Origin of the sequence: Pseudoalteromonas rubra (genome assembly GCF_005887115.1) — a bacterium.
GTDB lineage: Bacteria > Pseudomonadota > Gammaproteobacteria > Enterobacterales > Alteromonadaceae > Pseudoalteromonas > Pseudoalteromonas rubra_F.
Genome location: NZ_PNCJ01000027.1, coordinates 1 through 24,571, shown reverse-complemented (window position 1 = coordinate 24,571; position 24,571 = coordinate 1). Strand labels below are relative to the sequence as shown.

17 protein-coding genes are annotated in these 24,571 nt (G+C 48.6%); 7 read left to right on the top strand and 10 right to left on the bottom strand.

All coding sequences use genetic code 11. The features are described from left to right. Positions 1–89 precede the first annotated feature (89 nt). The 6 genes from CWB98_RS17065 (at position 90) to CWB98_RS17035 (ending at position 7,822) form a co-directional block, all read left to right on the top strand. Positions 90–1,250 carry an MFS transporter gene (locus CWB98_RS17065; protein ID WP_138545952.1) on the top strand — a complete coding sequence of 387 codons (1,161 nt, stop codon included), beginning with the start codon at positions 90–92 and terminating at the stop codon, positions 1,248–1,250. Then, positions 1,214–3,478: a carbohydrate binding family 9 domain-containing protein gene (locus CWB98_RS17060; RefSeq protein ID WP_138545951.1), complete on the top strand. Its 2,265-nt coding sequence runs from the start codon at positions 1,214–1,216 to the stop codon at positions 3,476–3,478. Before CWB98_RS17065 ends, CWB98_RS17060 begins: the two co-directional genes overlap by 37 nt. A gap of 539 nt (positions 3,479–4,017) precedes the next feature. Next, a complete protein-coding gene (locus CWB98_RS17050) occupies positions 4,018–5,286 on the top strand; it encodes a LysM peptidoglycan-binding domain-containing protein (protein ID WP_138545950.1) in 1,269 nt (422 codons plus the stop codon). A 24-nt stretch (positions 5,287–5,310) separates the two neighbouring features. Then, the gene (locus CWB98_RS17045; RefSeq protein ID WP_212751146.1) at positions 5,311–6,102 is read left to right on the top strand and encodes a hypothetical protein; all 792 of its coding nucleotides are present in this window, start codon (positions 5,311–5,313) and stop codon (positions 6,100–6,102) included. Positions 6,103–6,107: 5 nt separating this feature from the next. Then, positions 6,108–6,761 (top strand): glycoside hydrolase family protein, encoded by a 654-nt coding sequence (locus CWB98_RS17040; RefSeq protein WP_138545949.1) that lies wholly within the window; start codon positions 6,108–6,110, stop codon positions 6,759–6,761. After that, positions 6,752–7,822 (top strand): AraC family transcriptional regulator, encoded by a 1,071-nt coding sequence (locus CWB98_RS17035; protein WP_138545948.1) that lies wholly within the window; start codon positions 6,752–6,754, stop codon positions 7,820–7,822. The genes CWB98_RS17040 and CWB98_RS17035 overlap by 10 nt, the downstream gene beginning before the upstream one ends. On the opposite strand, the gene thpR is transcribed toward CWB98_RS17035, so the two are convergent. Both thpR and CWB98_RS17025 read right to left on the bottom strand, forming a co-directional pair. Then, positions 7,789–8,310 carry an RNA 2',3'-cyclic phosphodiesterase gene (gene thpR, locus CWB98_RS17030; protein WP_138545947.1) on the bottom strand — a complete coding sequence of 174 codons (522 nt, stop codon included), beginning with the start codon at positions 8,308–8,310 and terminating at the stop codon, positions 7,789–7,791. The two genes, CWB98_RS17035 and thpR, sit on opposite strands and share 34 nt — an antisense overlap. 80 nt (positions 8,311–8,390) lie before the next feature. After that, positions 8,391–9,119, bottom strand: coding sequence for a helix-turn-helix domain-containing protein (locus CWB98_RS17025; RefSeq protein WP_171045689.1), 729 nt, complete (start codon positions 9,117–9,119; stop codon positions 8,391–8,393). Positions 9,120–9,409: 290 nt separating this feature from the next. Between CWB98_RS17025 and CWB98_RS17020 the strand changes: the two genes are divergently transcribed. Then, positions 9,410–10,714 (top strand): serine hydrolase domain-containing protein, encoded by a 1,305-nt coding sequence (locus CWB98_RS17020; protein WP_138545945.1) that lies wholly within the window; start codon positions 9,410–9,412, stop codon positions 10,712–10,714. Here CWB98_RS17020 and CWB98_RS17015 read toward each other — a convergent pair. The 8 genes from CWB98_RS17015 to glmU all read right to left on the bottom strand — a co-directional run bounded on the left by CWB98_RS17015 (position 10,648) and on the right by glmU (position 23,724). Next, complete coding sequence (locus CWB98_RS17015) at positions 10,648–12,414, bottom strand: hypothetical protein (RefSeq protein WP_138545944.1); 1,767 nt, start codon at positions 12,412–12,414, stop codon at positions 10,648–10,650. The genes CWB98_RS17020 and CWB98_RS17015 overlap by 67 nt on opposite strands. Before the next feature lie 94 nt (positions 12,415–12,508). Further along, complete coding sequence (locus CWB98_RS17010; RefSeq protein ID WP_138545943.1) at positions 12,509–13,555, bottom strand: helix-turn-helix domain-containing protein; 1,047 nt, start codon at positions 13,553–13,555, stop codon at positions 12,509–12,511. Positions 13,556–13,593: 38 nt separating this feature from the next. Continuing rightward, positions 13,594–14,136, bottom strand: a complete 543-nt coding sequence (locus CWB98_RS17005) for a hypothetical protein (protein WP_249364707.1) — start codon at positions 14,134–14,136, stop codon at positions 13,594–13,596. Positions 14,137–14,232: 96 nt separating this feature from the next. Beyond that, the gene (locus CWB98_RS17000) at positions 14,233–17,379 is read right to left on the bottom strand and encodes a lantibiotic dehydratase (RefSeq protein WP_138545942.1); all 3,147 of its coding nucleotides are present in this window, start codon (positions 17,377–17,379) and stop codon (positions 14,233–14,235) included. A 10-nt stretch (positions 17,380–17,389) separates the two neighbouring features. Further along, a complete protein-coding gene (locus CWB98_RS16995; RefSeq protein ID WP_138545941.1) occupies positions 17,390–18,604 on the bottom strand; it encodes a lanthionine synthetase C family protein in 1,215 nt (404 codons plus the stop codon). A 182-nt stretch (positions 18,605–18,786) separates the two neighbouring features. Further along, on the bottom strand, positions 18,787–20,931 hold the full coding sequence (locus CWB98_RS16990) for a peptidase domain-containing ABC transporter (RefSeq protein WP_138545940.1): 2,145 nt from the start codon (positions 20,929–20,931) through the stop codon (positions 18,787–18,789). Between the two features lie 30 nt (positions 20,932–20,961). Continuing rightward, complete coding sequence (locus CWB98_RS16985) at positions 20,962–22,206, bottom strand: HlyD family secretion protein (RefSeq protein ID WP_138545939.1); 1,245 nt, start codon at positions 22,204–22,206, stop codon at positions 20,962–20,964. 156 nt (positions 22,207–22,362) lie between these two features. Next, complete coding sequence (gene glmU, locus CWB98_RS16980; RefSeq protein ID WP_138546046.1) at positions 22,363–23,724, bottom strand: bifunctional UDP-N-acetylglucosamine diphosphorylase/glucosamine-1-phosphate N-acetyltransferase GlmU; 1,362 nt, start codon at positions 23,722–23,724, stop codon at positions 22,363–22,365. Between the last annotated feature and the right edge of the window lie 847 nt (positions 23,725–24,571).

Sequence of the window (24,571 nt, the reverse complement as noted above, 5' to 3'; positions counted from 1 at the left end):
ACTACTTTGCCTGATATCCTCTTGTAAAGTAGTACATATCACTCTCGAACAACTCATAAAAACCACCTAGATAAACATGGAATAAGTGGATGTACCATCATATAAAAGATCTATCTAGTAACGAAAGGAAAATACTTACTAGCCAATCTATTTCTACCATCGGGGACTTTATGGCTCTCCCCGCACTTCTTATTATAGCTTATGAAAGAGGTGAGCAATTCGTATCCTTGCTACTAATAATTTACTTTCTGCCAAGGTTCTTTCAGCCTATATTTGGGATCATAGCGGACAAATATGATTTAAAAAAAATAATACTGTCTTCTGAACTACTGAGAGGCTTAATATTTATAGTATTATTCTTATACCCATCTGACTACCCCATATACCTATGGCTAGCTATAGCTGGAATAAACTCAATGCTTGGAAGCATATTTGATCCTGCAAGATTGAAGCTAATGACAGAGGTTTCAGATGACTTCCCCTCTTTTAATTCTATATTTAACTTTTTCTATTCAGCCGGAGGATTGCTATCTATAGCAATCTCAATTTGGTGTGAAGCCAATTACGAAACAGAAGTTATATTTCTACTAAACGCAGCTACATTTTTTATATCATTTATTGTTCTAGCACCAATGAAAATTGAGCTGATAGAGCCAAGCTATGTCAAGTTTGATATAAAAAGCATCGCTACTGGCTTAAAGTATTTTAGGCCGGGAAGCAGGTTGTCAGTGCTTTTAATTCTAATGATATTTATTGATTTCTACACAGGCGTTTTTTATGAAAAATTCCCTAGTAAAAGTATAGAAATTGGATTCTCAGAATATGGCCCATATATTTTCTCAGCATTAATTTGTTTAGGCAACTCAATGGGCGCTGTACTGATTAACACAGCCAGCAAAAAGCCTGCACTTAGTTATTCATTTATGACTGCACTGATAGTTTCTGTTTTTATATTCTTTTCCCAGTCGAACTGGTTTCTTAGCTTTTTCTTCTGCACTGTGTTTTTCATTGGTCAGATGATTTTTATTGGTGTATCTGAGGTTTTTATAGAGCAAGATGTGCCTCATTCCTCCCGGGGGCGAGTCTTTGCAATCAATGAAAGCCTGCCTATCGCTGCATTGATGATAGGAAGTTGGTGCTCAAATATATTTTCGAGTAACCAACTATTTATTGCCACGATATCCATGTTAGTTATTTCTCTTAGCATGATGATGTGGAGAAAGCATCAACAAGAACAAAAACCAGTTTAGAAGTGAATGAAATTATGAAAAATACATTACTAGCTTTATTTTTCTCCGGAGCATCTTTTGCAAATGAAAGTTTAAGCGAGGTGCCATATCAAGACATAAAAATAAATATCGATGGTGCTCTCTCTGAAGCAGCATGGAAGGATGCACTTAAGATTGACTTGAACTATGAAGTTTCCCCGCGAATCAACGCTCAACCAGATGTTAAAACAACTGCAAAGATCATAAGTAGTAATAGTGGCATTTATGTATCCTTTGAAAGTGAGTATCAAAACACCGACAAAATAAAAGTTTTTCTTAAAGAACGAGACCTGCTGGACAATGATGAAAAAGTAGGTATTTCCATTGACGCGTTTGAAACAGGCAAGATCGCATACAAGTTTTTTGTGAACCCTCTTGGTGTTCAGGAAGACTCGTCGTTCAGTGAGATCACCGGTGAAACCAAAAAGGACTGGGATGCTGAATGGCTATCTTCAGGGCAAGTGCTTGATAATGGTTACACCACAGAAATATTCATTCCTTACAATAGCTTATCTATGCCTGAAAATGAAGAGCAGGTCTGGAACATAAACTTTGAACGGATTTACTACGACAGCATTATAAAAACGTTTTCAAACTCGCCAGTTAAACGTGAAATATCATGTGACATCTGTCAGTACAGCTCTTATCGCGTCACTGTAAAAAAAGAAAGCGACGGATACCTTAAGATTATTCCCAGCCTGGTTGCAAAAAAAAGCACTCTACGGGACGCCGGGGATAACATCATCGATGAAACGGATGATTACGAGCCTTCTCTTGACTTAAAGTGGCGGATCAACTCTAGCCATACATTAAATACAACCATAAATCCCGATTACTCTCAGGTAGAATATGACGATGCACTTTTGGAAGCCAATGCAAAATTTGCGTTAAACCGACCAGAAAAACGTACATTCTTTCTGGAAAACAACGAGTACTTTCTAACCAGCATAGATGCCGTAAACACCAGAAGTATTGTTGCACCGGACTACGGTCTGAAATTCACAGGCCAGCACAAATCGCATACCTATGGTGCTTTTGTTGGTGAAGACAGTGAAACAAATCTACTGATCCCCGGTAATACGGGTGATGAAGAGGTCCGGCTCGTTGACGAGAACCAGGAAAACATCAAGAGCACTGCAGCTGTGGCTCGTTACAGAACAGATCTGAATAACAATCTGTCGGTAGGCACAATCTTAACAAGCCGCAGTGGAGGCGATTACAGTAATGTAGTAACAGGGGTCGATACCAACTGGTATATTTCAGACTCGTTACTTTTAAAGTCACAGTACCTCCATTCCGAGACCAAAAATCCATTCAGCGTTCAGTCCGAATTTAATAAAGACAGAAAAGAACAAGGCAAAGCGTACAAAGTAATCCTTGATTACTACACCGAAGATTGGGAATCCTTCATTGACTACAGCTATTTCTCTGCCGACTTCAGGGCTGATTTAGGCTTTGTACCTATGGTGGACTACAAAGAAGTAAACAGCGGTCTATTCAGAAACTGGGTATTAGAAAATCAGCATATATCCAGCTTTAAAGCCGGTATTGATGGTTATGTTACACACACAACACAAGGTGACTTTCTTGAGAAGAACATCAACTACTCAGCCGAGCTAAGCGGCAGTAACAACCTAGAAGTCACCGCGCTTTACCAGGATCAAAGTGAAAACTTTGATGGTGAAGTGCTGCACTTTGAAAAGCAATCGATAAACGTTGATATTGCGCCACTTTCCAACATCTTCACGTCGTTTGAATACATACAGGGCCAAGCCATCGATTACGTCAATGGCTACCTGTCAGACTATGACCTAAAAAGCTTAAAACTGAGTTGGTATCCGAGTAAGAATATAGAAATTACCTCAACCTATATCAACGAAAACCTTGTCTATGAGGGATCGAATACTCTCGATGCAAAGGTGTACGATATCAGACTGAACTACCAGTTTAATCGAGAAAGCTACCTGAGACTTACCTGGCAAAACTATAGGAATATCAGAGATCTCGCATTGTACTTAGACAAAGACCATTTCCAAGAAAAGGAATCCAATTCGGGACTACAAATCGTTTACGCCTATAAAACCAGCATAGACACTGTGTTCTATGTGGGCTATTCAGAATTGCATAGTTACAACCCAAATCTGGACAAGGATGTACAGCTGAATAAGAACTTATTTGTTAAGTTTAGCTACGCGTTTGACGAATTCTAAGGTCTGTAGATAATACGTTTAAAATGTTGCGTGGCTCATTTATCCACAGTGATCTCGGCAAGGCACGCACTTAAAGAGACGCTTATCCTGCGACATCACGAATCGGCAATGGCCGTCACTGACATTGCCGATCATTTCGTCGTGGGCTATTGCCATATCAAAAGTAGCCTGGGTGGCACCCAATTCGCTTAGCACCAGCTCGGCTGCGCGCAGGGAGTGATAAGTAAGGTTTTTCCCTGGCGGTCGATAAGCCAATAATAATTGCCCAGCCCACCAGCGAGATACTGGTTTGAATCAGCGTAACTGAGGACCACTGCCCCCATACGATTCTGAACCAGTTCATTTTTTAGTTCGGAACGTAACACTATTCCCCCCTGACAGTGCAAACAATTCAGACCTGGCGGTATTGACCCTCTGACTTGCGTGTAGCTCAATTTTCGTAGAGTTCAGTCAGAACGAACAGCTCCCTCTAACAAGAGTGGCAAAAATCCCCAACTTATATACAATCAGAACAAACAATAATAACGTCAAATAACCACATGCCAGCCAAAATCCTTGTCCTGCTGATGACCCTGATGTTACTCAGCGGGTGTCAGTCTACCCGCTCAGATACCCGCTTTGATGACCACCTGACGACCAGTCATAGTATATCGGCTGCAACAGTCGTACCGGACAGACCTTTACCCGCACTGCCAACCCCGCACACCAGCGATGACGTCTGGCAACGTATTCGCATGCAGCTGAGCTTTGCCACATCCACTCACCCAAGAGTGCTGAAGCGGGTTAACTGGTATCTGCAACACCCGAATTATATGCACACCATCAGCGAGCGGGCCCAACCCTACTTGTATTATCTGGTGACGGAGGTGGAGCGCCGAGGTCTGCCCATTGAGCTGGCATTGATGCCGCTGATAGAAAGCGATTTTAACGCTCAGGCCTACTCAGCAAAGCATGCTTCTGGGCTGTGGCAGTTAACCCCGTTAATCGCAAAGCATTATGGTGTCACAATCAACCCCTGGTTCGACGGGCGACAGGATCTGATCCAGTCCACTCAGGCAGCTCTGGATTTTTTGGTTTATTTACACAAGCGTTTTGACGGTGACTGGTACCATGCCATTGCCGCTTATAATACTGGTGAAGGCCGGGTTGCCACTGCCATCGCCAGAAATCACAAAGCGGGTAAGCCGACTGACTTTTTTTCGCTCAAATTGCCGAAACAAACCCGACATTATGTACCTAAGCTGCTAGCCGCCGCCACCCTGCTGAAACAGCAGCGCATGCATTTTCCGGCCATAGACAATCAGCCAGCTTTTACTCAGCTGGCACTGGGTAAGGCGGTGATCCTGCCAGACCAACACAACTGGGCAGAGCTGGCAGTGTTCAATCCGGGCTTTCGCCGCTTTCCGGTGCTGCTTAACGGGCCGGGCCACGTGCTGGTGCCAACAACCCGCACGCAGGAGTGGCAGCTGGCAGCCGCTGATTTTCAGGCATTACCAGATACTCGCTGGCAAAAGATGGTGGTGCGCCGTGGCGACAGCCTGAGCAGGATAGCGAAACAGCATGGTTTGTCGGTTGCTGAACTGCGCCAGTTTAATCAGCTCAGCAACGATATGATCCGCATCGGCCAGACTTTGCTGTTGCCATCGCGATCAGAAACACTGGATTACGTGGTTAAGCGCGGCGACAGTTTGTGGCGGATCGCCAGGCAGTTTGGTGTCTCGGTCAAGGACCTGAAACGCTGGAACCGACGCGACACCAACCGGCTGAGGCAGGGAGAAACCCTTGCTATTCATCTCACGGCCCCATAAAACAACACCAACAGGACTTGCCGTATGACACAACAGGACACCACATTACCCGACATCGATGACAGTGACGAGCACCCGCCCGGACATGAAGTTGACAGGCCCGAGCCTGCCCCTCACGTCAAACCAAAGCGACTGTTCCGGCCTATACAGCTGAAGCTGTCGCGCTCCAAAATGAATACTGTGCTGGCACTGTGCGCCATGCTGATCTCGGCCGCGTCTTTCTATGCCACCTATATGCAGGCCAAGGCCGCACAGGAGCAAGTGGCCGCGGCAGAGCGCCAGCTTGAGGCCGAAACCTGGCCCTGGCTGCAATTTAGCTACAGTAACTTTGACCTTGAGGCAGAAAGGCCCAGGATCACCATTGGCATTCTGAACTCGGGCACCGGCCCCGCCCTGATTGAATGGGTGCAATACCACTACCGCGGCCGGGCCTATGACTCGCTCACAGCCCTGTTCGATGCCTGTTGTAACATCAGCGCGTACCGCGAAGCCCTTGATACTGCGCAGCAGGACGACAACGAAGTCAATGTGCTGGCCAAGTTTGGCTGGTATATTACCAGCCGGGCCGAACACTCATTGCTTGCCGACGGCGCCACGCTCCCCCTTTTCACTATGCAAAAAAGCAATTTTAACAATCGCTTATGGGACAAAATTGATGATATATCGGAGCAGGTAGAGGTCTTTACCTGTTATTGTTCGCTGCTCAAACAATGTTATATTTCTTCCGTCGAGTCACATGTGTCACCCGTCGAAGATTGCACCCAGGGCAAACTGACCCTGGCGCAACAAGATAACACGACCACAGAGGAGCATTAGCGAGTTTGCTGAAACGCCTTTTATCAAAACATCACACATCATCGCCCGCCGTACGGCATATTTGCCATTTTGAGGGCGTAATCGATCACTTATATCTGGATACCCGGGGCAACCCCACCATAGGCGTGGGCTTTCATGTCGCCAGTCAGGATGCCTTTACCCGCCTGAGCCTGCGCGACAAGCGCACCAACAAGCCCGCCAGTCGGGCACAAAAACAGCAAGAATACACGACATTAAAACGACTACCCGCCGGAAAAACGGCTCGCTGGTATGAACAGCACTGCACCTTGCACTTGCCCCACAGCGAAAGTATGCGGTTGCTGCAGCAACAGATCAGCAATTTTGAACAGGAACTTACGCGCCTTATCTGCCCCGCAAATGGCTATACCCGACCGTATAATAAGCTGCCCTCCAGTGTTCAGCTCGCACTGCTGGATCTGGCTTATAACCTGGGCATCACCAATCTGAGTAGTCGCTGGCCAAAGCTCAAGACAGCCCTAAAACGTGAAGACTGGCAACAGGCGGCAAACGAATGCGCCCGCAAACACGTCAGCAAAGCTCGCAATCAGGCCACCCGACAGCTATTTCTGCAAGCGTCTAACAATGACAGCCTGGTAGCCCGGCTGCTCAGGCGGCTGTGGCGTAAATTATGGCGCTAGTGACGCTCGCGGATCTGTTGTTTCGCTTTAGTGCCCTCGGCTTACTCATTGCGCTGGTGCTGTTTAACTGGCCCCGCCTGACTGGCTTTGAGCGCCTGCTGGCAGTTGCCCTGGCCACCAGCCTGGCGTGTTTTCTGCTGCTTACCCAGCCTTTGCCTGAGTGGCGCTTTAACCCGTTACGCAACCTGTTTCTTGCAGCTACAGAGCTGCTGCCACTGGTGTTGTGCGCCTGTGCCTGGTATCTGATCACCCTGCGTGTACCGCACTGGCTGACGCTGAGTTGGGGACGCTGGCTACTGGGGTGTGCCGTTTTTATCAGTAGTTGTGTCTTTCTGGTCTACGGAAGTAATACGTACTGGCATACACTGATGCATGCATTTTCAGCCTTAGCAATGTGCGCCACCCTATATTATTGTCTGGCGAACTTTAATGATGACCTGGTCCATAGCCGACGTCGCCTGCGACTGCTCCTGGCCACATTTGCCCTGCTACACTGCCTGGTGTTGGTCGGGTTTGAACTCAGTGCCAGTCTCATTCGGCGAGATCCCGGCTATCTGCTGGCCAATGCGGTGTTTATTTTTTGTCTGTTGATACTACTCACCGGATTGTCCCGACCTGCCGCAAAGCACAACGGCAACCCCGGTCGTCAGGCCGCCCAACAAACACTGCCCGTACCTGCCCACTGGCTAACCACTTATGAGGCTTTACAAACCCTGCTTATGCAGGGCATCTATCGTGAACCCGAACTTACCATTGGCTTGCTGGCCAAGCGCCTTGATATACCCACTCACCAGCTGCGCACCCTGATCAACCAGCAGCTCGGTTTCAAAAACTTCTCGCAATTTATCAATCAGTATCGACTGGCGTATGCAGCCGAACAATTGCGCGACCTGGCACACGCACGCACGGCCATTCTAAGCATCGCTTTCGATGCCGGGTTTAACTCTATTGGTCCGTTTAACCGCGCCTTTAAACGCGCTTACACCCTGACGCCCGGTGATTACCGCAAGCAACACCTGAGTGGTGTTCAGACCAGGTCAAAAGATTGCACGGGTTCATAAATGAGCCCACGGCTGTCACATCGGTAAGAGTGGTAGAGGTGAAACTGCGTCACCGAAAGGGTAAACGGCGTAATGGATGAGCGTACCTCAGGTTCGCCTTTGTGCCCTCTCAGCAGGGTAATATGAGGGGCAAAAGGTAACCGATCACAATGCAAACCCTGTGCGGCCCCCATGTCACGTAATGGCTCTGCAAGTGCACTCAACTGTGGTGGTTCAGGCTCCGGACGTAAAAAGAAAATCCCATTACCTGACCAATAACCGGTGCGTGCAAAGTTCAGCGTAAAGGTGGGCACCTTAAGCTGGCGGGCAAACGCCACCATGTCTGTTTCCTGTGATGCTTCTACCTGACCAAGAAAAGCCAGTGTCAGGTGCCAGTTCTCCATTTTAGTCGGTGCTTTGCGGGCACGCACTTCAGTACGCAGCCAGGCATTAATGTGCGCCTGGCTGTGTGTATCCAATCTTATGCCAAAAAATAAGCGCCTGGCCATAACTCACTCCTGCTACTGATACGCTGAGTATATCGCGCTACGCACGTATTTTCCCGCCTAAGCAGTATATGACGACCTGGCTAGTGAGCACGGGCGTAGCGACGTTCAAGTAACAGGGCCAGTAAACCTGCGACAAACAGCACGATACCGATAAACTGCATCCAGGCATTACCGGGACGAGATACATGATGTACACGCTCAGGCTGCACTTCAAAATACCGGCGACCGTTATCGACCTGTACCACAAAAGCACTGCCGCGATAGTCAAAACTGTACAATAACTCCGGCGCCTGACGCTTCTGATACATCAGTCGCAGCGCATCATAGTCGGCCCGGTTCTGTTTATCCGCGTCACTGACGTAACGATGCCAGCGCGTGTACAAATCGAGAGGCTCTTCGTCTCGTAACTCCCCATAGGAGTGGTATTCATACTGGCGCTCAGGGAAAAAGAGCGCGCGATAGCCACTGTAAAATAGTGCACACCCCAAAGAGATACACACCAGTGCCATGAGTATCCAGCTACGCCGCCGTGCCAGCTTATGTTTATCCAGGTTTTGGTACCAGGCTTCAATATCCGGGATCTGTGTCAGGCTCTGCTTGTCGCCCTGCTCAGCAACCCCTTGCATAAAGCTCCCTAAGTCCAGATCCAGTGCGGCCAGCAGTTTCCTGAACACCTCATTGGAAGGAATTGAATGATCGTTCTCCAGTTTAGACAGGTAGCTCTGCTCAACCGTCATTTGTGAGGCCAATTGCGGCTGGCTCAACGCCCTTTGTTGTCTGAGTTGTTTTATGTATTGTCCAAGTGTCATGACTAGGTCCTTGTGTTGTTTATCTTGCGGCCAGTCTTGGTAAGTCATGGATTAATAACAAGATGAATATTCAAGCATACGCAGGAATATTACGCCATACCAGCCTCAGACAAGATTAACCCACTGCAAAACGGGTCGTTTTTTTGCCCACATGGCCTGACCGGATCCACCTGTTTAGCCACTGATTTAGCCACCATTTCAGAATCGGCCAGCATTTTTCACTTTAGACAAGATTTAAAAGCTTAATTCTCAGATAGTTAAGTTAGTTTATCGAGAATTAAGGATCGCCAATGAAACGCCTGTTCAGTCTGCTGACATTACTGCTCCTAACCGCGCTGGCCTATTTTGGCTGGCCCGTCTATCAGTTTTATGCCTTCAATCTGGAAAAAGTGCCGGTGCTGGCCAGCGCTGCGCCGCTCCCCCAGGGCCCTTTACCACACCAGTCACATCACGCACCGGCGCTCGGTGCATTCAATACCCGGGCCACTGATATTCTTAAGACCACCAGAGCGGCAAGCAACGCGCCCGGTATTTCTGCTGCCATTGCGCATCGTGGTCAGCTTGTCTGGCAGGGCACGCTCGGCTATGCCGACATCAAAACCAAAACCGCGCTTACACCCGCGCATCAGTTTCGCATCGGCAGTACTTCTAAAGCCGTAACTGCCACACTCATGGCAAAACTCATGCAGGAACAAAACTTTAACCTGGATACGCCGCTACAAGACAGCCTGACCCCACTGCCCAACCCGGCGTGGCAGGATATTACCCCGCGCCAGCTGGCATCACACAGTGCCGGTTTACCCCACTACAAAGGCAATCAGGATTTAATCGGGCTGTATCATTCGCTCAGCCTGAATACTCAGTTTGATCGAGTGCAGGATGCCGTTGCACAGTTTGATCAAGGACCGCTGCGTACCAAACCGGGTGACGCATTTTATTACTCCAGCTATGGTACCGTTTTGCTGAGTGCTGTACTGGCACAACATGGGCAGGGCGCCTATCTCGACTTGCTGCATCAGCATGTACTGACGCCACTGGGAATGAATCAAAGTGGCGCAGAGTCACAGGCCGACAAGCTGGTCACCTTTTACTTCAATCGTCGGGGGCAGGACGCCCGGTACATTCCCTGGCGCCCGGTTAACCTCAGCCATCGGCTGGCAGGAGGTGGCCTTGTCAGCACACCCAGTGACCTTGTGCGGCTCGGCTGTGGTTATCTCGACCCCCATTATTTGCACCCGGCGGTGCGCAAACAGATCTGGACACCACAGCGCCTGAATCATGGCGAGGTCAACCCGCAAAACTACGCACTGGGATGGCGTCGTCATGAGTACCAGCATAACGGCCAGCCCGCGTTTACTTACTATCACCACGGCGGCGTATCGCGAGGATCGCAGAGCATGTTAATTGTGGTACCTCGCCACCAGCTTAGCGTAGCGGTGAATATCAACAGTAAAACCAAGCCGTTTTGGATCTTCGGTGAAGCGGCACTCAAGCTGGCGCATACTTATGTGCAGCAGGCAGAGCAGGATCAGCGTGAGCCGTTGGACACTAAGGTCAGCGCCGCATCCAGCACCGCATCTTTATTAGCAAAGTAGCCCTTTGCCGTCAGAGCCACCGGTAGGTCCGGTGCCAGCCACACCCGACTGTCTTCTGCTGCTCCTTGTTGATGAAACTGCGATGAGATCACGCCAATTTGGCCACTGTAGGGCAAAGTAAACCAACCCGCCTCACCAATGGCGTTAGGTCGGGTGCCCGAAGGCTCGCCGACCAGGACAGGGCTGGTCAGCTTACTGATCCTCACCAGCAGGTCGTGACCGGCTGAGAAGGTATTGCGTCCAACCAGAATGATCAGCTTACCCTCAGGTACCAGAGCCTCAAATAGTACTGCGGTGGCTATGGTACTGGGCAGCAAAAAGCCATTTCCACCGCTGTTATCACGCAGGTCCAAAATAAAGTGCTCCGCCTGCCCGGCCAGCAGGGTATCGCGTAGCTCCTGGTTAAAAGCATCCAGCGACACATCCTTGCGCTCACGTACGGCATTAAAGTTCACATAAAGTGCCTTGTGTTCAGGCAACAATTTGGACCAGTAAGGCTCTGAATGCGGGTGCTGGCGTGGCAGCTTTGGAAAGCCATTAAACTGCATAGCGCGCGGCGTCAGCGTCAGCTGCTGTGTTTGCAGCTCACCTCCACGAACCGTCAGCGTGACTTTGCTTGCGTCTTCAACCACCCCAAGCCCCTGCAATACCTGAGTCAGGCTCAAATAGTAAGGCCCCAGCCACGCTTGCTGCATATTATTATCGCGCGGGTTAACCTCCCCGGTTTTTTCCAGCGCCTGTAATGCCGGTGTGTTTCCTATTTTTAGAACCTGCTTGCCAATGAGGTGTTGATAGTCTGAGTCAGCTGCCACAATAAACAGCCCTTCTTCAAACAGATAAAACTGCACGGGTAACTGCTGAGTGTTGCCCGCCTTACCCCAGGCCGGAATAATGAAGTTGTGACCATTTTCCAGCATGCCGAGCAGCTGCATCAGCTCAAATACGACCTGCTGGTCACTCAAAGCGGGAATGCGCTTATCAATCTGCGCGACCTTGCGCTCAAAGTCCTGCTCGCTCATGCGGTGAAAGGCCGACACATGTAAACGCCTGATTTCATCGGCCAGATAATGCAGATCATGACGCCAGCGTGCGTCTCTGCCAAACTCCCCGGCGGGCTCTGCGCCCACTAACTGACGAAAGTCATCATCCTGTGCAAACGCCACAAAATGCGGATTCGGCTTACGACTAAACAGACTGCGACCCGTTAGTGCCGGTTTGTCGTCCCAGCGCGCCTCGAGTGCCCGCTCAAGCCACAACATGGCATTACGCTTATCTTTAAGTGCACCATACAACTCTGCTAAGGTCACCATCATGTCATTGGGATTGTCATGCCATTTCGGCAAACGCTTTAACCGCACGCCTAACCGCAACGCCCGTTTAAGGGGGGCGATAGCTGCCTGCCACTGCTGTTGCTGACGATACCCCAGGCTCAGCAGGTACCAGGTAACACCATCGTTTTTATAGTCTGTGGTCAGCTCGGTGGCCAGTTTAACCACCGCAGGCCAGTCTTCACGTTCAACCAGGGTAAACAGCTGCTCTTTGCTGTGGTAATAACCAACCGGATCGCTTACCTGATTAGGCAACACGGGAATTTGATATGCATCGTTATGATACCCGGGTGTACCACGTGACGGGGTTGCATGTGACTGCTGACAACTCACAATGATGAGTCCGAGTAGTCCAAAAACGGCTTTATACATTTGGTTCTCCTCTTAAGTTAAGAACCAATGTATTGAATAAACTACTTTTATTCGTCCAGATTCCGGATCCTGAACGAATAAAAGTGGAATTTGGTTAGTTTTTCAGCGCACCATGTCGAAAACGCGTCGGCGTCATTCCCGTGCGGGTTTTGAAGGCCTGATTGAAGGTCGACTTGGCATTAAACCCATTGTTCATCGCAATATCGAGCACCGACGCCCCGGCATAAGCCGGATCAGCCAACTGTTTTTCAATCTGCTCAAGCCTTACTTCATTGATATAGTTAGAGAAGTTATGTCCAGACACCGAATTAATGGCCCACGAAACCTGCTTCACACCCAGTGACAGCTGATCTGCGATATGCTGAATACTCAGTCGGGGCTGACAAAACAGCCCCTGCTCCCGAACCTGTGCATCTACCGCTACAAATATCGACTGCGCCAGCTGCGTGTCCTGTGCAGCGTCATCACGCTGACTGAGGGTTTGATATTGGGCCAGGCGATTAAACAACTGCGGCTGCTTTATCACGCCAATCAGCAACACAGACAGAATAGCAAAGAAGCCCACTTCATGGGCTAAATACCAGTAGGCTTTCCAGGGCATGGGCGTGATAGGCTGCACATTCATGCGCACAAAATCCGTCACACTCAGCACGATATACACGCCAAGCAATCTGGTCAGCCAGGTGAGATCCATCGTTGCCGCATCGGCATGTACCTGATACACCGTGTCGCGATAATCACGCAGCAACTTTAAAGACGCCACCAGATAGCCCAGCAGCATAATGCTGCCCAGCGCAATAAGCGGCTGAACATAGTCGGTCAATCCCAGCGACACCAAAGGTAACAGCAGATGGCGGGCAGACTGCAAGCCATCTGTAGATGCACCGACCAGGTTGCGGACACTGAGATACCAGACTGGCCCCATGGCCACAGTAAAGGCAGGTGTGATGACATACCCTGCCAGCGTAAAACCAGCACTTTCAAGCACGTTGGCAAGGCAGAGTAAGGTCTGAAAAACAAAGAATAATACCAGGCAGCGGCTATGTGGATTTTGCCACACCAGTATTACGGCAAAGCACATTTGCCAGGCAAAGATCAGCTGAAACACAGTCAGCCCTGAAATACTGAGCGAGGTGAACACGTTTAACTCTTTATTGTTGTTATAGTTGGCTGCACCGGTTACTTAAACTGTACCGTTTCATTGCTGCGCACATAGGTACGCAGCTCCGGCTCTGTCCATTTTCCCTGTTTAAGATACTGGGTTGATACTTCAAAGCGATTATCCTTAAAACGGCTAATGGATTTCACCTGAGTTATGCCATCTTTATTGCCAGTCACGTCCTCAAAAGCAACAAACTCAGTAGGGCTGAGGACTTCTATGGTGCCGTGGGTATAGAATCCCGCAGTGGTGAAGTAATAAAAAACCACCGCATTTTTGCTCTTATCCCAGAAAATCAGCGACTCGCCACCATACATACCTGCATTGATAGAATGTAAAGTGCGCACCGCTGTGCCATTGAGCGCTCGCTCCCAGCGGCTGATATCACGCATCGGTGGCTTGCCCGCCGGTACCTCAAAATCCGCCTGCCAGGTCCCCAAAAACGGCTGAAACACAGCCAGCTCTTTGGTAAGCGGCGCTGATTTTTTGTCCTCAGCCAGCACCTGAACATGCCACACAAGCAGGACCAGCAAACTAAGCCAGAGCGTTACTGTTCGGGTCATAACACCATCCTTCATTTTGTTATTACTCAAGGGTAGTCAAAGGACCCCACAAACACAAAAAGCGCACCACAGGCGCGCTTTTTGCTGCTCAATCACTTAATCGGCTTTTTTATCCGCCGAGAAGTACTTACGACGGAGCATATCGTGGATAACCAGTTCCTGCTCGCGGCCATAGGCCTTGAACATACGGTTATTGTGCATGTGCAACAAAGACCCCATCAGCGTATCTTTGGTACAATTAAGTTTGCCTTCGTCGATCATACGGTTGAGAACCCCAACCACAGGCTCTGCCGCCTGATACCACTGTGACAGGATCTCAAACAGTGCCTGCTGTGCTTCGTCGGCTTGCGCATCTGTTTGTTTGGTCAGCAATGCAAAGTCCTTGTCCAGCTGCGCTTCATAGTCACGGTAACGATTACCCAACTGCTTACGCAAAACACTGGTTTCATTGAACTCTCTGCCAAAGCCATCGCGTAACTGACTGACCAGCGCAAAGCGAGTGGCTGCATCGTATTCAAACAGATCCAGTAACTTATGAGTCTGTGCCAGAGCCATCCGCCAGCGCATGTCTTCACCGTATTCGTCCACCAGCGCGCAGGTTTTCGCAATGAGTACACTGTCGTACATAAACAGTGACTCAACCAGTGCCATCGACTCTGGTCCACCATAGCGCTCAACCTCACGCTCATAAGTCATCAGTTCTACTTTGTGTAACTCGCCACTTTCTACTTTCGGATCGAGTAACGCATTCAACTTGGGCAATAGCTGACCACATAACAACCCGGGGTCGCCATGGAAGCGCAGACGCAGGTGCCAGTCTGGATCACCATAACGAATGAAGAACCACTTGTCGTACAGTTCGCCATTTTGCTCAATCAGCGGCAATAGCTCTTCGGTCAGCAATTGCTCGACCAGCGAGTTCCCTGAGTAAATCTTCAGGCTCAGCCATTCCGAACCGGCGCTAAAACGACGCTTCAATGGCGCAGCCGTGATATTTCCCAAAGGATCATCACTGAAATGACGATGCACATCAGCATGCTCATTGATGAACGGAATAATCACTTCGTTGCTGTAGTGGTTACCCTGTGCATCCACAACCCGGGATGGATAATGATTGCTGAGCACTTCTTTAAGCTCAACACGGCGGTGACCTTTGGTTTCTGCAAGTAAAATCGCAAACATATCCGGGTTACGCAGGTCCAGTTGAAGCACATTATCAGCCATAGCAAAGCTAACTTGCGGGTCAAGCTGATAAGTCTCAAGTAGCGTATCCAGTTTAGTACGATCAAACTGGCCTTTTTTACTGATGGCTTCAAGCTCTGTTCGGTCAATGCGCCAGATTTTTTCACTCAGGATCAGATTATCCAACATCAGGCGTGGTACAAAGGTGGCACGATCCAGGCTGCCTGGCAGCTTAAATTGTGGCGGTCTGCCATCCTGATGCTGCAACATACATAAGAATTTATAGGCACTGAGGCTGCGTGCAGAGTAGTTGTGGGCACTGGACAAGCGCGGTACCACTTGTTTGTTCAGGCGTTTACTCCATAATTTCACTTTTTGGCCTTCAACCCAGACATACAGGTCGCTCAATGGGATCTGGTACTCGTCGTCCAGCGCACTGTCAGCCAGGAAAACGATTTCGTACTGACGCAGATGCGGGCGTGCAATCACATTTCCCGGACGCCCCTCTGGCATATGGACAACTTCAGCAAAAATCACATCATCGCTGTGTGCCTGTTCAGACGCCAGGTGCGCGACCACATTGTCTTTAAGCCCGTCATCCAGGTGACAAAAACGACCCAACAGGTTAGCCGCTGACGGACCATAACAGCCATTGAATTTATAAACCGGATTGCCGCGGTTATCCTGATACAGGCTGACCATAGTCGCGAAGGAGAAAGGAAACTTAGAAACGGCTTCTTTATTGCTAATTTTTTGCTTCAGCTCTTTACCACGCAGCACTACACAGTCTTTAGTGCGGTTTTGGGGCTGACTCAGTGCGTCTTCGACAATACCATCCAGCACGCTGACTTCGGGGGCGGTCTGTTGACTGCTGCCGCTACGGGCAAGATTCAGGCCCGCAACCAGAGGTGCCTCATAACCCGTTTCCGTTGAAATACCTATACCCGATTCATCATCCAGAATTTTATCGAGCGGCACAAACTGCCCCTCAAAACGTGTATTGAACTTGGTTATGAATTGGCTTAATGCATTGCCCTGACCCGACACGCTCAGGCCGGCGATCAGTTCTAACTGCTTTTGCAGGCGCAAAACTTCCTGTCCTGACAACTGACAATCATTAAACTGGCGATAAATGTCACTCTGGAATAGCTTGTTTTCCTGCACTTTCACCGGCAAGCTTTGCAGGTGCTCCAGCAATTGTTTATATGGTTTAATTTCACCGGTTTTTTGGCTATCCAGTGTATCAATCTGCGCCAGTGCGGTCGCCAGTTTATCAGCCGTATCAAGTTCATTGATGGCAGTGATCGACTTCAGTAAGGCACGATCCGGAGACTCACCGGTCAGCGGCAGCGGAATGTCTGCCAGCAATACACCTTCGTCAATCAGGTCTTGAATATAGGCTTCGACTTCTTCGCGTTCGGCCTCAGCATACTGCTCACTGAATTGCGCCACCAGGGCATTGAAGCTCTTGCCATCGCGAGCAGCTGCCAATACAAAACGAAAATATTCATCGCTTTCTACTGCGCTCAGACGATATTGCATGGTCTCTTCTGACAAATATGTCTCAATATATCGACATTGATCGGCAATGAAGTAATGCGAGGTATTCGGTTTGTAAGTCAGTGTATCTGAGCGGGAAGCATGCTTAATAAAGTGCTCTTTAAGTGCGTTCAGATAGAACATATCGAGCCGAGTTTTACGGCTGTCTTCGGCGAGGTCCGCGACTGTCAGTTCTGTGCTATCGGTGATGCTACCCTGATGGATCCCAGAAAACAGACCAAATGGCGTTGGTCGAGAGCACATGCGTACCATATATTTAATCAGGGCATGGGCCACTTTTTTGCCCTGTTTAGATTCTGGTTTAGTTCGCCACTGATCGATCCGCTCAAGTAATGACGGACTTGCAAGGTAAATGGCTTCTTCAACTCCTGGCGTGGCAAGCCAGGCGGCCAACAGCACATTGGTGTCGGCATTCTCTTCGCCAAACTGAGCCAGCTGCTCCAGCCCCAGACGGGGCGTACGAATTACAAAAAAATCTTCATTTTTTAGCTGTTTAGACATCACTTACTCCCTATGCCATTAACAAACAATCAACCCAGCCTGTATCATCATCAAACAGAGAAGTCAGAGCCATACCAATACCTGCATAACCCATCAGGAAACCAAAGTCCTCATGATATTGTTTATCTATGCCATTGAAGGAGTAGAGAGACTCTACACCACGCTCTGCATACTGTTGCAGTGAGTAATCAACCCAATACTGCATCGCCTGTGCAAAACGAGGGTGAGGCATTAACTGGTTCAGGATTTGATAAATCAGTGCCATACCATAGTAGCCATGACAGACACCGGCATCAGTAATATGGCCAGATTTTTCATCGCGCTCGGCAGCACGCAAGCCAACCTCCAACGCCCGCTCGACATAGCTTGGACGGTCCAGTGCCTGACCAACACGTGCTAATGTCATTGCAATGGTCAGGTCCCCATAACACCACCCCAGGCGCGACTGGTGTTCGCCACCGGCACATGAGCCAAAGCAGGAATGTGAGTTGCTGTCCGGACTTTGTTGTTCCAGCAACCAGTCGCAGCCACCCAGCAGCAGTTTAGTCACACGCTCTTTCAGAGCGGGTATATGAACCGCGGGTAATAACGCCGCAATGATACCGGGTACGCCATGTGCAAGACCCAGGTTATACTCAGGCTCTTTGGGCTCGTCTGTATTAAAGCGGTAGACCGACTCTTCAGGCTGAGACCAGGCGATATGACCATTGTCAAAATAGGTCGCGGTGCTTTCTAACCCATTGACAATCACCTCATATAGGGCAGTTTGGTCAGACTGTTTGCCGCGACGAGCTGCATACGGTGCAAACCCGGAGAGCCCCAGCACCATTTCGATTTCGCCTCGCCAGGGGTGATGATCCAGAGACTGACGAAACAGTTCGTCAATGTCCTCTAGGAGCTCTGGGTCGTAATTTTCAGGATCAGCCTGATTCAGGTATTCAAGCAACCATGCCTGGCCCGCCAGGCCGTTACTTAATTCAAAACTTTGTTGATCCAGACCTTCCTGTAATTCTTCTAACTTCTCAGAAAACAGGTTTTCATCAACCAGGCTCGAGTCATATTCATACGCTTTATACAAAAACAGTAGCTGACCTGCTAAGCCGCTCAAAAGCCCATGAGGTACCTGAGTATCACGGATGTGGGCACTGACCCTGTCAGCCATAATGGACAGAATGGTGTGGATAGTGTCGCGCTGTTGCGTCGACAATGCAAATTGCTCCGGCATGTTCATCCTTAATCTAATCGTCTTTCTTTATTGTTATCGTGTCGTCGATGCAATACGCGCATCATTGATGCACGCATTGCGATCTGTACCTTTGTTATCTTTTCGACGTTAACCCAAATTCTCCGCCTGCTCAACCACCGCCAATCATATTTTTTACATAACAAAAACAATCAGACAGGTAGTTACTCACAAACAGATTCCTCTTCCAGCTCTTGGGCGTCAGGCAAGTCGGCCTTTTTCAGCCGAATTTCCCGATCGGCTGAGGCAATGGTTTCTTTACGGTGCGCAATAATCACCCGGGTGATATCCAAACGAGATACCGCTTCATTGATATCAGATTCAAGATTGGTATCCAGGTGACTGGTTGCCTCATCCATAAACAAAATCTTTGGCTGTTTATACAGGGCGCGGGCTAAAATGATACGTTGCTTCTGGCCACCCGAGAGGCTCGATCCCATGTCGCCGATCAGGCTATCGTAATTCATCGGCATCTGGCTGATATCATCGTGAATCGCAGCCAATTGTGCACAATATACGACGCGTTCCATATCAATCGGTGTGTCGAAAAAAGCGATGTTGTCGGCGACCGACCCCGACAGTAGCTCATCGTCCTGCATCACCGCCGCAATTTGCTGACGATACTGGCGTGCACCGATCTGCTCCATGGGTACGCCGTCGATGAGTACTTCACCACTTTTTGGCTGGTTCAGGCCCAGCATGATTTTAAGTAAGGTAGACTTACCGCAGCCTGAGGGACCCGTGATTGCAACCGATTCACCTGCGGAAATGGTCAGGTTCAGATTGTTCAGAACATTGGGGGTTGCATCAGAATAAGCGAAACAGATATTACGTAGCTCGATGTGACCCTCAACTTGATGCTGCTTGACCTGCTCTGGCTGCAGAATTTCTTTGTCAGTCAGTGCGATATCCGCAATACGATCAAAGTGCAGACCAACCATTTTAAACTCAATCAACTTTTCAATGAGGTTGGCCGTTTTGTCCATAAACTGGCGCTTATACGACATAAATGCGAACAGCATACCAGTACTGAAGCCCCCATCCAGGACCAGATGCGCCGCCAAAAACACCACCAGTATGTTTTCAATACCAAATAGAGCTCGGTTAATAGCATCATAGCCAATCTGGAAATTCCCCAGACGAATGCTCTGGTTGATGGCATTGGCATAGCGGTTTTGCCACTGACCTTCGCGCTTCACCTCTGAGCCAAACAGTTTGATGGTCTGAATGCCCCGTACTGTCTCCATAAAGTTAGAGTTTTCTTCTGCACGTGCCATGATTTCCTGTTCGCTGATATTACGAAATGGTTTATACATAGCAATACGTACTATGGCATACGCCACGACGGCCGCTAATACCACCGCCGACAGAGTTGGACTGTAAAAGAAGATCATCGCCAGCGTAATGATCGCCATCAGACCATCAATGATGGCTTCGATCACTCCGGTAGTGAGGATTTGCTTTACCTGCTGCAATGAGCCAAAGCGCGACACAACATCACCCATATGGCGTTTTTCGAAATAGGAAATCGGCAATCGAACCAGATGGTGGAACAGGTTTGCCCCAAGCTGAATATTCATCTGATTACCAAAGTGCAGCAAAGTAAATCCTCGCAGCGCATTGGTGGCTATTTCAAATACCAGCACCAAAAAGAAACCGGTGGCGAGCACCGTCAAGAGGTTGGTATCCCCCGTCAGGATCACATCATCGATCACCAACTGAATATAATAAGGCGCCGCAAGGGTAAAGACCTGCAGTATAATGGACAGCAAGAAGATCAGTGTCAGCGAGCGTTTTAGTCCAGTGATACGACTCCAGAAATCTGAAAAGTGCAGACTGGGTTTCTTCTCTTTCTTTTCAAAACTTTTTGTCGGTGTGAGCTCAAGGGCAACGCCCGTAAAATGCTTTGACGCCTCGGCCATGGTGAAAGTTTTCTCACCTGAGGCCGGATCATGGATCACAATGCGCTTTTCATTGGCCTTTTTAAGCACCACAAAGTGATTCATATCCCAGTGTAAAATACAGGGCGTTTGCAACGCATCCAGGTCTTCCAGTTCGATGCGCAGTGGCCGTGAACTCATCTCCAGCTTTTCTGCAAAGTGCATAATATCCAGCAGGGTTGCCCCTTCAATAGATATGCTGAATTTTTGTCTTAATGTGGTCAGATCGCTGTGGTAACCGTGATACGCCGCGACCATGGCCAGGCTGGCGAGGCCGCATTCAGCCGCCTCAGATTGTAAAATAATAGGCAGTGACTTCCTTGACCAGAACTCTAACTGCTGTACCGGTGATTCGTCTTCAACGTGCATAAAAAGCCTTTTTATTCTTGTAGTTGCAGCCTACAGCTGTCCTTTAATACTAAACACGGGATCAAATAACCAACGCAATAAGGAGCGTTCTTCAACGATGATGTCAGCATCGAGCATCATCCCCGCCCGCAGCGGCGTCGCTTTGCCATAGGCCGTGATCTGCTGCTCTTCAAGCGCAACCACCACTCGATAAGCTGGTTGCTGTATCACGCCTGGTGTACTGGTTTCTTCTGGCAGGATCACACTGTTACTGACCTGTTGGATGGTGCCGTTATAAATACCAAACTTCTCATACGGAAAAGCGTGGTACCGCAGTTTGGCCTCCTGGCCTAGGTTTACAAAGCCAAAAGAGGACGTCGGCACATAAATGATTGCCTGCATTTGGCTACCCTGAGGCAGAATACTGAGCAAATTTTGCCCTGCATTGACACTTTTACCCACTTTCCCCAGCAGACCTGTGACAACACCCGCTTTGGGGGCACGCAACTCACCCAGACGTTGCTGTTCAACGGACGATAATTGGATTTGCAGGTCCGCCTGCTGCGACTCTAGCTGGCTCAGGCGTTCATCATGTTGGAGAGGCAGTTTTTCCAGATCGGTGTCGTGCTGCTGAATTTGCGCAGCAAGTGTGAGCCGCTCAGATTGAATACTGGATGCCTGCTGCTGTAACGATAGCAAGGTATCTTTTTGTCGCTGCAGCTCCAGCTCAGAAATATAGCCTGTGCCTTTGAGCGTACTGATCTGACCCACCATTTGCTGATTCAGCTGTAACCGCTGTTCAAAGGTACTGGCCTGGGTATCTAGCTCTTTCAGACGTGCTTCTGCCGTGGCTTTCTGTTGTCTCAGCTCAGTAAGTTCCAGCACATGCTGACGCTTTTGCTGGCTGATCTGTTGCTGTAGATTGCGTAATTGAAAACTATATTGATTGAGTAATGCCTGATTGAGCTCTAATGACTGAGTACTGTGCTTGGCAGATGCAACCCTGAGCAAAGGCTGATCAGCTTCTACATAGTCTCCTTCAGCCACCAAAACCTCAGCAATGATACCCGTCTGAGGCGCAACAAGTTTTAATACTCCAGTATTGGGTTCAATGACTCCGGATACCCGCTCTTTACGCGAGTAGCTACCGCTGGCAAGAAATATGATACTTACAACTACGACGATCAGGATAAGTAAAGTCAGTGTCTTAAACACGGGCGGTTGAACTAAACTTACAGCTCCTTCTAGTCGGTGTCTTTTACTCTCTAATACTTCTTTTCTAAAGAGATTTTCCATAATTACCTAACACCCGATTGTTTGAGTTTTTATTGTTAAATTTTAATTAACCCCCAGTAATGTATCACTTTGGTCGCCAGAAAGGAACTCACTGTGCGATGTCTTCACAAAACAAAGACCCCAAATAAGAAACGGGAGCCTAAGCTCCCGTTTTTATTAACTCTTTTTGACCGGCCTTTGCCAGTTGTCAATATTGCGCTGCTTACCTCTGGCCACTGCGAGTGCTTCATCGCCCACTTTTGTGGTGATCACAGATCCAGCTCCAACCGTTGCGGTCTTACCAATCTCTACCGGTGCAACCAGTGAGGAATTGGAGCCAATAAATGCGCCGTCGCCAATGATGGTTTTCGATTTATTCACCCCATCGTAGTTGCACGTAATGGTGCCGGCGCCGATGTTTACTTTTTCGCCAACCTCCGCATCACCCAGATAAGTCAGGTGGTTTGCTTTTGAGCCTTTACCCAGGCGAGACTTTTTCATTTCGACAAAGTTACCGATGTGCGAATCCGTTTCCATTATCGCACCGGGGCGTAATCTGGCAAATGGACCCAAGGTACACGCATCACCAACAGTTGCTTCTTCTATTAACGTGTTGGCTTTAATCACAACGCCATTGCCAATCTTGCAATTTTTCAGGACGCAGTTCGGACCAATCACTACGTCATCACCCAGCTCAACCTGACCTTCAAAAACGACGTTCACATCAATCTGCACGTCCTGACCGGTTACGACTTCCCCACGGACATCAACGCGCATCGGATCTGCCAGGCTAGCACCATTGAGCATCAAGGTTTCTGCCTGCCAAGCCTGATAGGCACGTTCTAACCCAGCAAGCTGCACACGGTTGTTAGCCCCTTCAACTTCCATGGCATCATCCGGCTGAGCAGAGGTTATCTCGACGCCATCGTGGTGTGCCATCGCGACGATATCGGTAAGGTAGTATTCACCCTGAGCGTTATTATTGGAGAGCTGACCCAGCCATTGCTTTAATAGGCCACCATTCGCCGCCATAATACCGGTATTGATCTCCTGGATTGCCAGCTGCTGCGCAGTTGCATCCTTTTGTTCAACAATACCAACCAGCTTACCATTTTCACGGATCATACGGCCATAACCCGTGGGATTGTCGAGATTGACTGTTAATACTGCTAAACCTCGCTCAGGGGTAACATCCAGCAGGCGCTGCAAGGTCGACAGGCGTGTTAATGGCACATCGCCGTATAAGATAAGCACCGTATCATCATCTGCAATGTGCTCTTTAGCAACTGCGACAGCATGGCCCGTACCCAATTGTTCTGCCTGATGCACCCAATTTACAGCATTGTGTTGCAGCGCTTCCTGTAGCTGCTGTGCACCATGACCGTACACAAGGTTCGTAGTACTTGCACCCAAAGCCATTGCGTTATCAATTACGTGCTGCACCATCGGGCGGCCCGCAACGGGATGCAATACCTTAGGTAATTTTGAACGCATACGAGTTCCCTTGCCCGCGGCAAGTATAACTGTGGTCAATGCCATAACATTAATCTCTTCTAATTTGTTGTCTACCACGAAGAGCATAGGAGTGCCTTTCCATTGCGTGGGCAACCCGCTCCATTTAAGTGGCAATATTGTAACGCTTAAATCTGCGTATTGTCAGTAATGAATGCCCGCTTTCTTGTTGTGACAGTGTCAATCTCGCTCAAGCATACGGTAGCAGGCCCGCACCTCCCCCTTCCCCCAGAATCAGGACAAGACTACCTGTCATATTATACAGCTGGCCAACAATAATATTATATGAGTCAAAAATAAACATAAAAAACTGTAAAACCTGTAATAAAAGCCAGCTTATAAAAACACCAACCATTGCTATTATTTAATCACTGGCTAACGCCAAGAACAGAAAACCTAGTTATTTACACAATCATCCCGTGGAGATAAAGATGAACAATTCAAGCAACATTAAAAAACCTGAAATAATTAGTGACGGCTTGAGCTTTGATGAAAAAATAAAATTATCAAGTCATTTTTGTGAAACCAGGGTGAATAGAGCAATTTAATAAATCGGAGAAATATTATGAATAACGTATTAAAACTTCAAGCAGTACAGTCTGGCAACAACAACGCTGAAATTCAGGAATGGAGCACGATCTCTAACCACTGTGGTGGTGACAGCCTGAACAAATCACTTTAATCACAAATAAATCGGAGAATAATTATGAACAACGTATTAAAGCTTCAAGCTGTACAGTCTGGTAATAACAACGGTGAAATCCAGGAATGGAGCACGATCTCTAACCACTGCGGTGGTGACAGCCTGCAAAAACCATTTTAATCAAAAACCGGAGAAATAATAATGAACAACGTATTAAAACTTCAAGCTGTA

Excerpts from the sequence above, each read along its gene's own strand:
- CWB98_RS17065 (WP_138545952.1), top strand. The coding sequence starts at position 90 with ATGTACCATCATATAAAAGATCTATCTAGTAACGAAAGGAAAATACTT.
- CWB98_RS17050 (WP_138545950.1), top strand. The coding sequence starts at position 4,018 with ATGCCAGCCAAAATCCTTGTCCTGCTGATGACCCTGATGTTACTCAGC.
- CWB98_RS17045 (WP_212751146.1), top strand. The coding sequence starts at position 5,311 with ATGACACAACAGGACACCACATTACCCGACATCGATGACAGTGACGAG.
- CWB98_RS17035 (WP_138545948.1), top strand. The coding sequence starts at position 6,752 with ATGGCGCTAGTGACGCTCGCGGATCTGTTGTTTCGCTTTAGTGCCCTC.
- thpR (WP_138545947.1), bottom strand. The coding sequence starts at position 8,310 with ATGGCCAGGCGCTTATTTTTTGGCATAAGATTGGATACACACAGCCAG.
- CWB98_RS17025 (WP_171045689.1), bottom strand. The coding sequence starts at position 9,119 with ATGACACTTGGACAATACATAAAACAACTCAGACAACAAAGGGCGTTG.
- CWB98_RS17020 (WP_138545945.1), top strand. The coding sequence starts at position 9,410 with ATGAAACGCCTGTTCAGTCTGCTGACATTACTGCTCCTAACCGCGCTG.
- CWB98_RS17015 (WP_138545944.1), bottom strand. The coding sequence starts at position 12,414 with ATGTATAAAGCCGTTTTTGGACTACTCGGACTCATCATTGTGAGTTGT.
- CWB98_RS17005 (WP_249364707.1), bottom strand. The coding sequence starts at position 14,136 with ATGACCCGAACAGTAACGCTCTGGCTTAGTTTGCTGGTCCTGCTTGTG.
- CWB98_RS17000 (WP_138545942.1), bottom strand. The coding sequence starts at position 17,379 with ATGTCTAAACAGCTAAAAAATGAAGATTTTTTTGTAATTCGTACGCCC.
- CWB98_RS16995 (WP_138545941.1), bottom strand. The coding sequence starts at position 18,604 with ATGCCGGAGCAATTTGCATTGTCGACGCAACAGCGCGACACTATCCAC.
- CWB98_RS16990 (WP_138545940.1), bottom strand. The coding sequence starts at position 20,931 with ATGCACGTTGAAGACGAATCACCGGTACAGCAGTTAGAGTTCTGGTCA.
- CWB98_RS16985 (WP_138545939.1), bottom strand. The coding sequence starts at position 22,206 with ATGGAAAATCTCTTTAGAAAAGAAGTATTAGAGAGTAAAAGACACCGA.
- glmU (WP_138546046.1), bottom strand. The coding sequence starts at position 23,724 with ATGGCATTGACCACAGTTATACTTGCCGCGGGCAAGGGAACTCGTATG.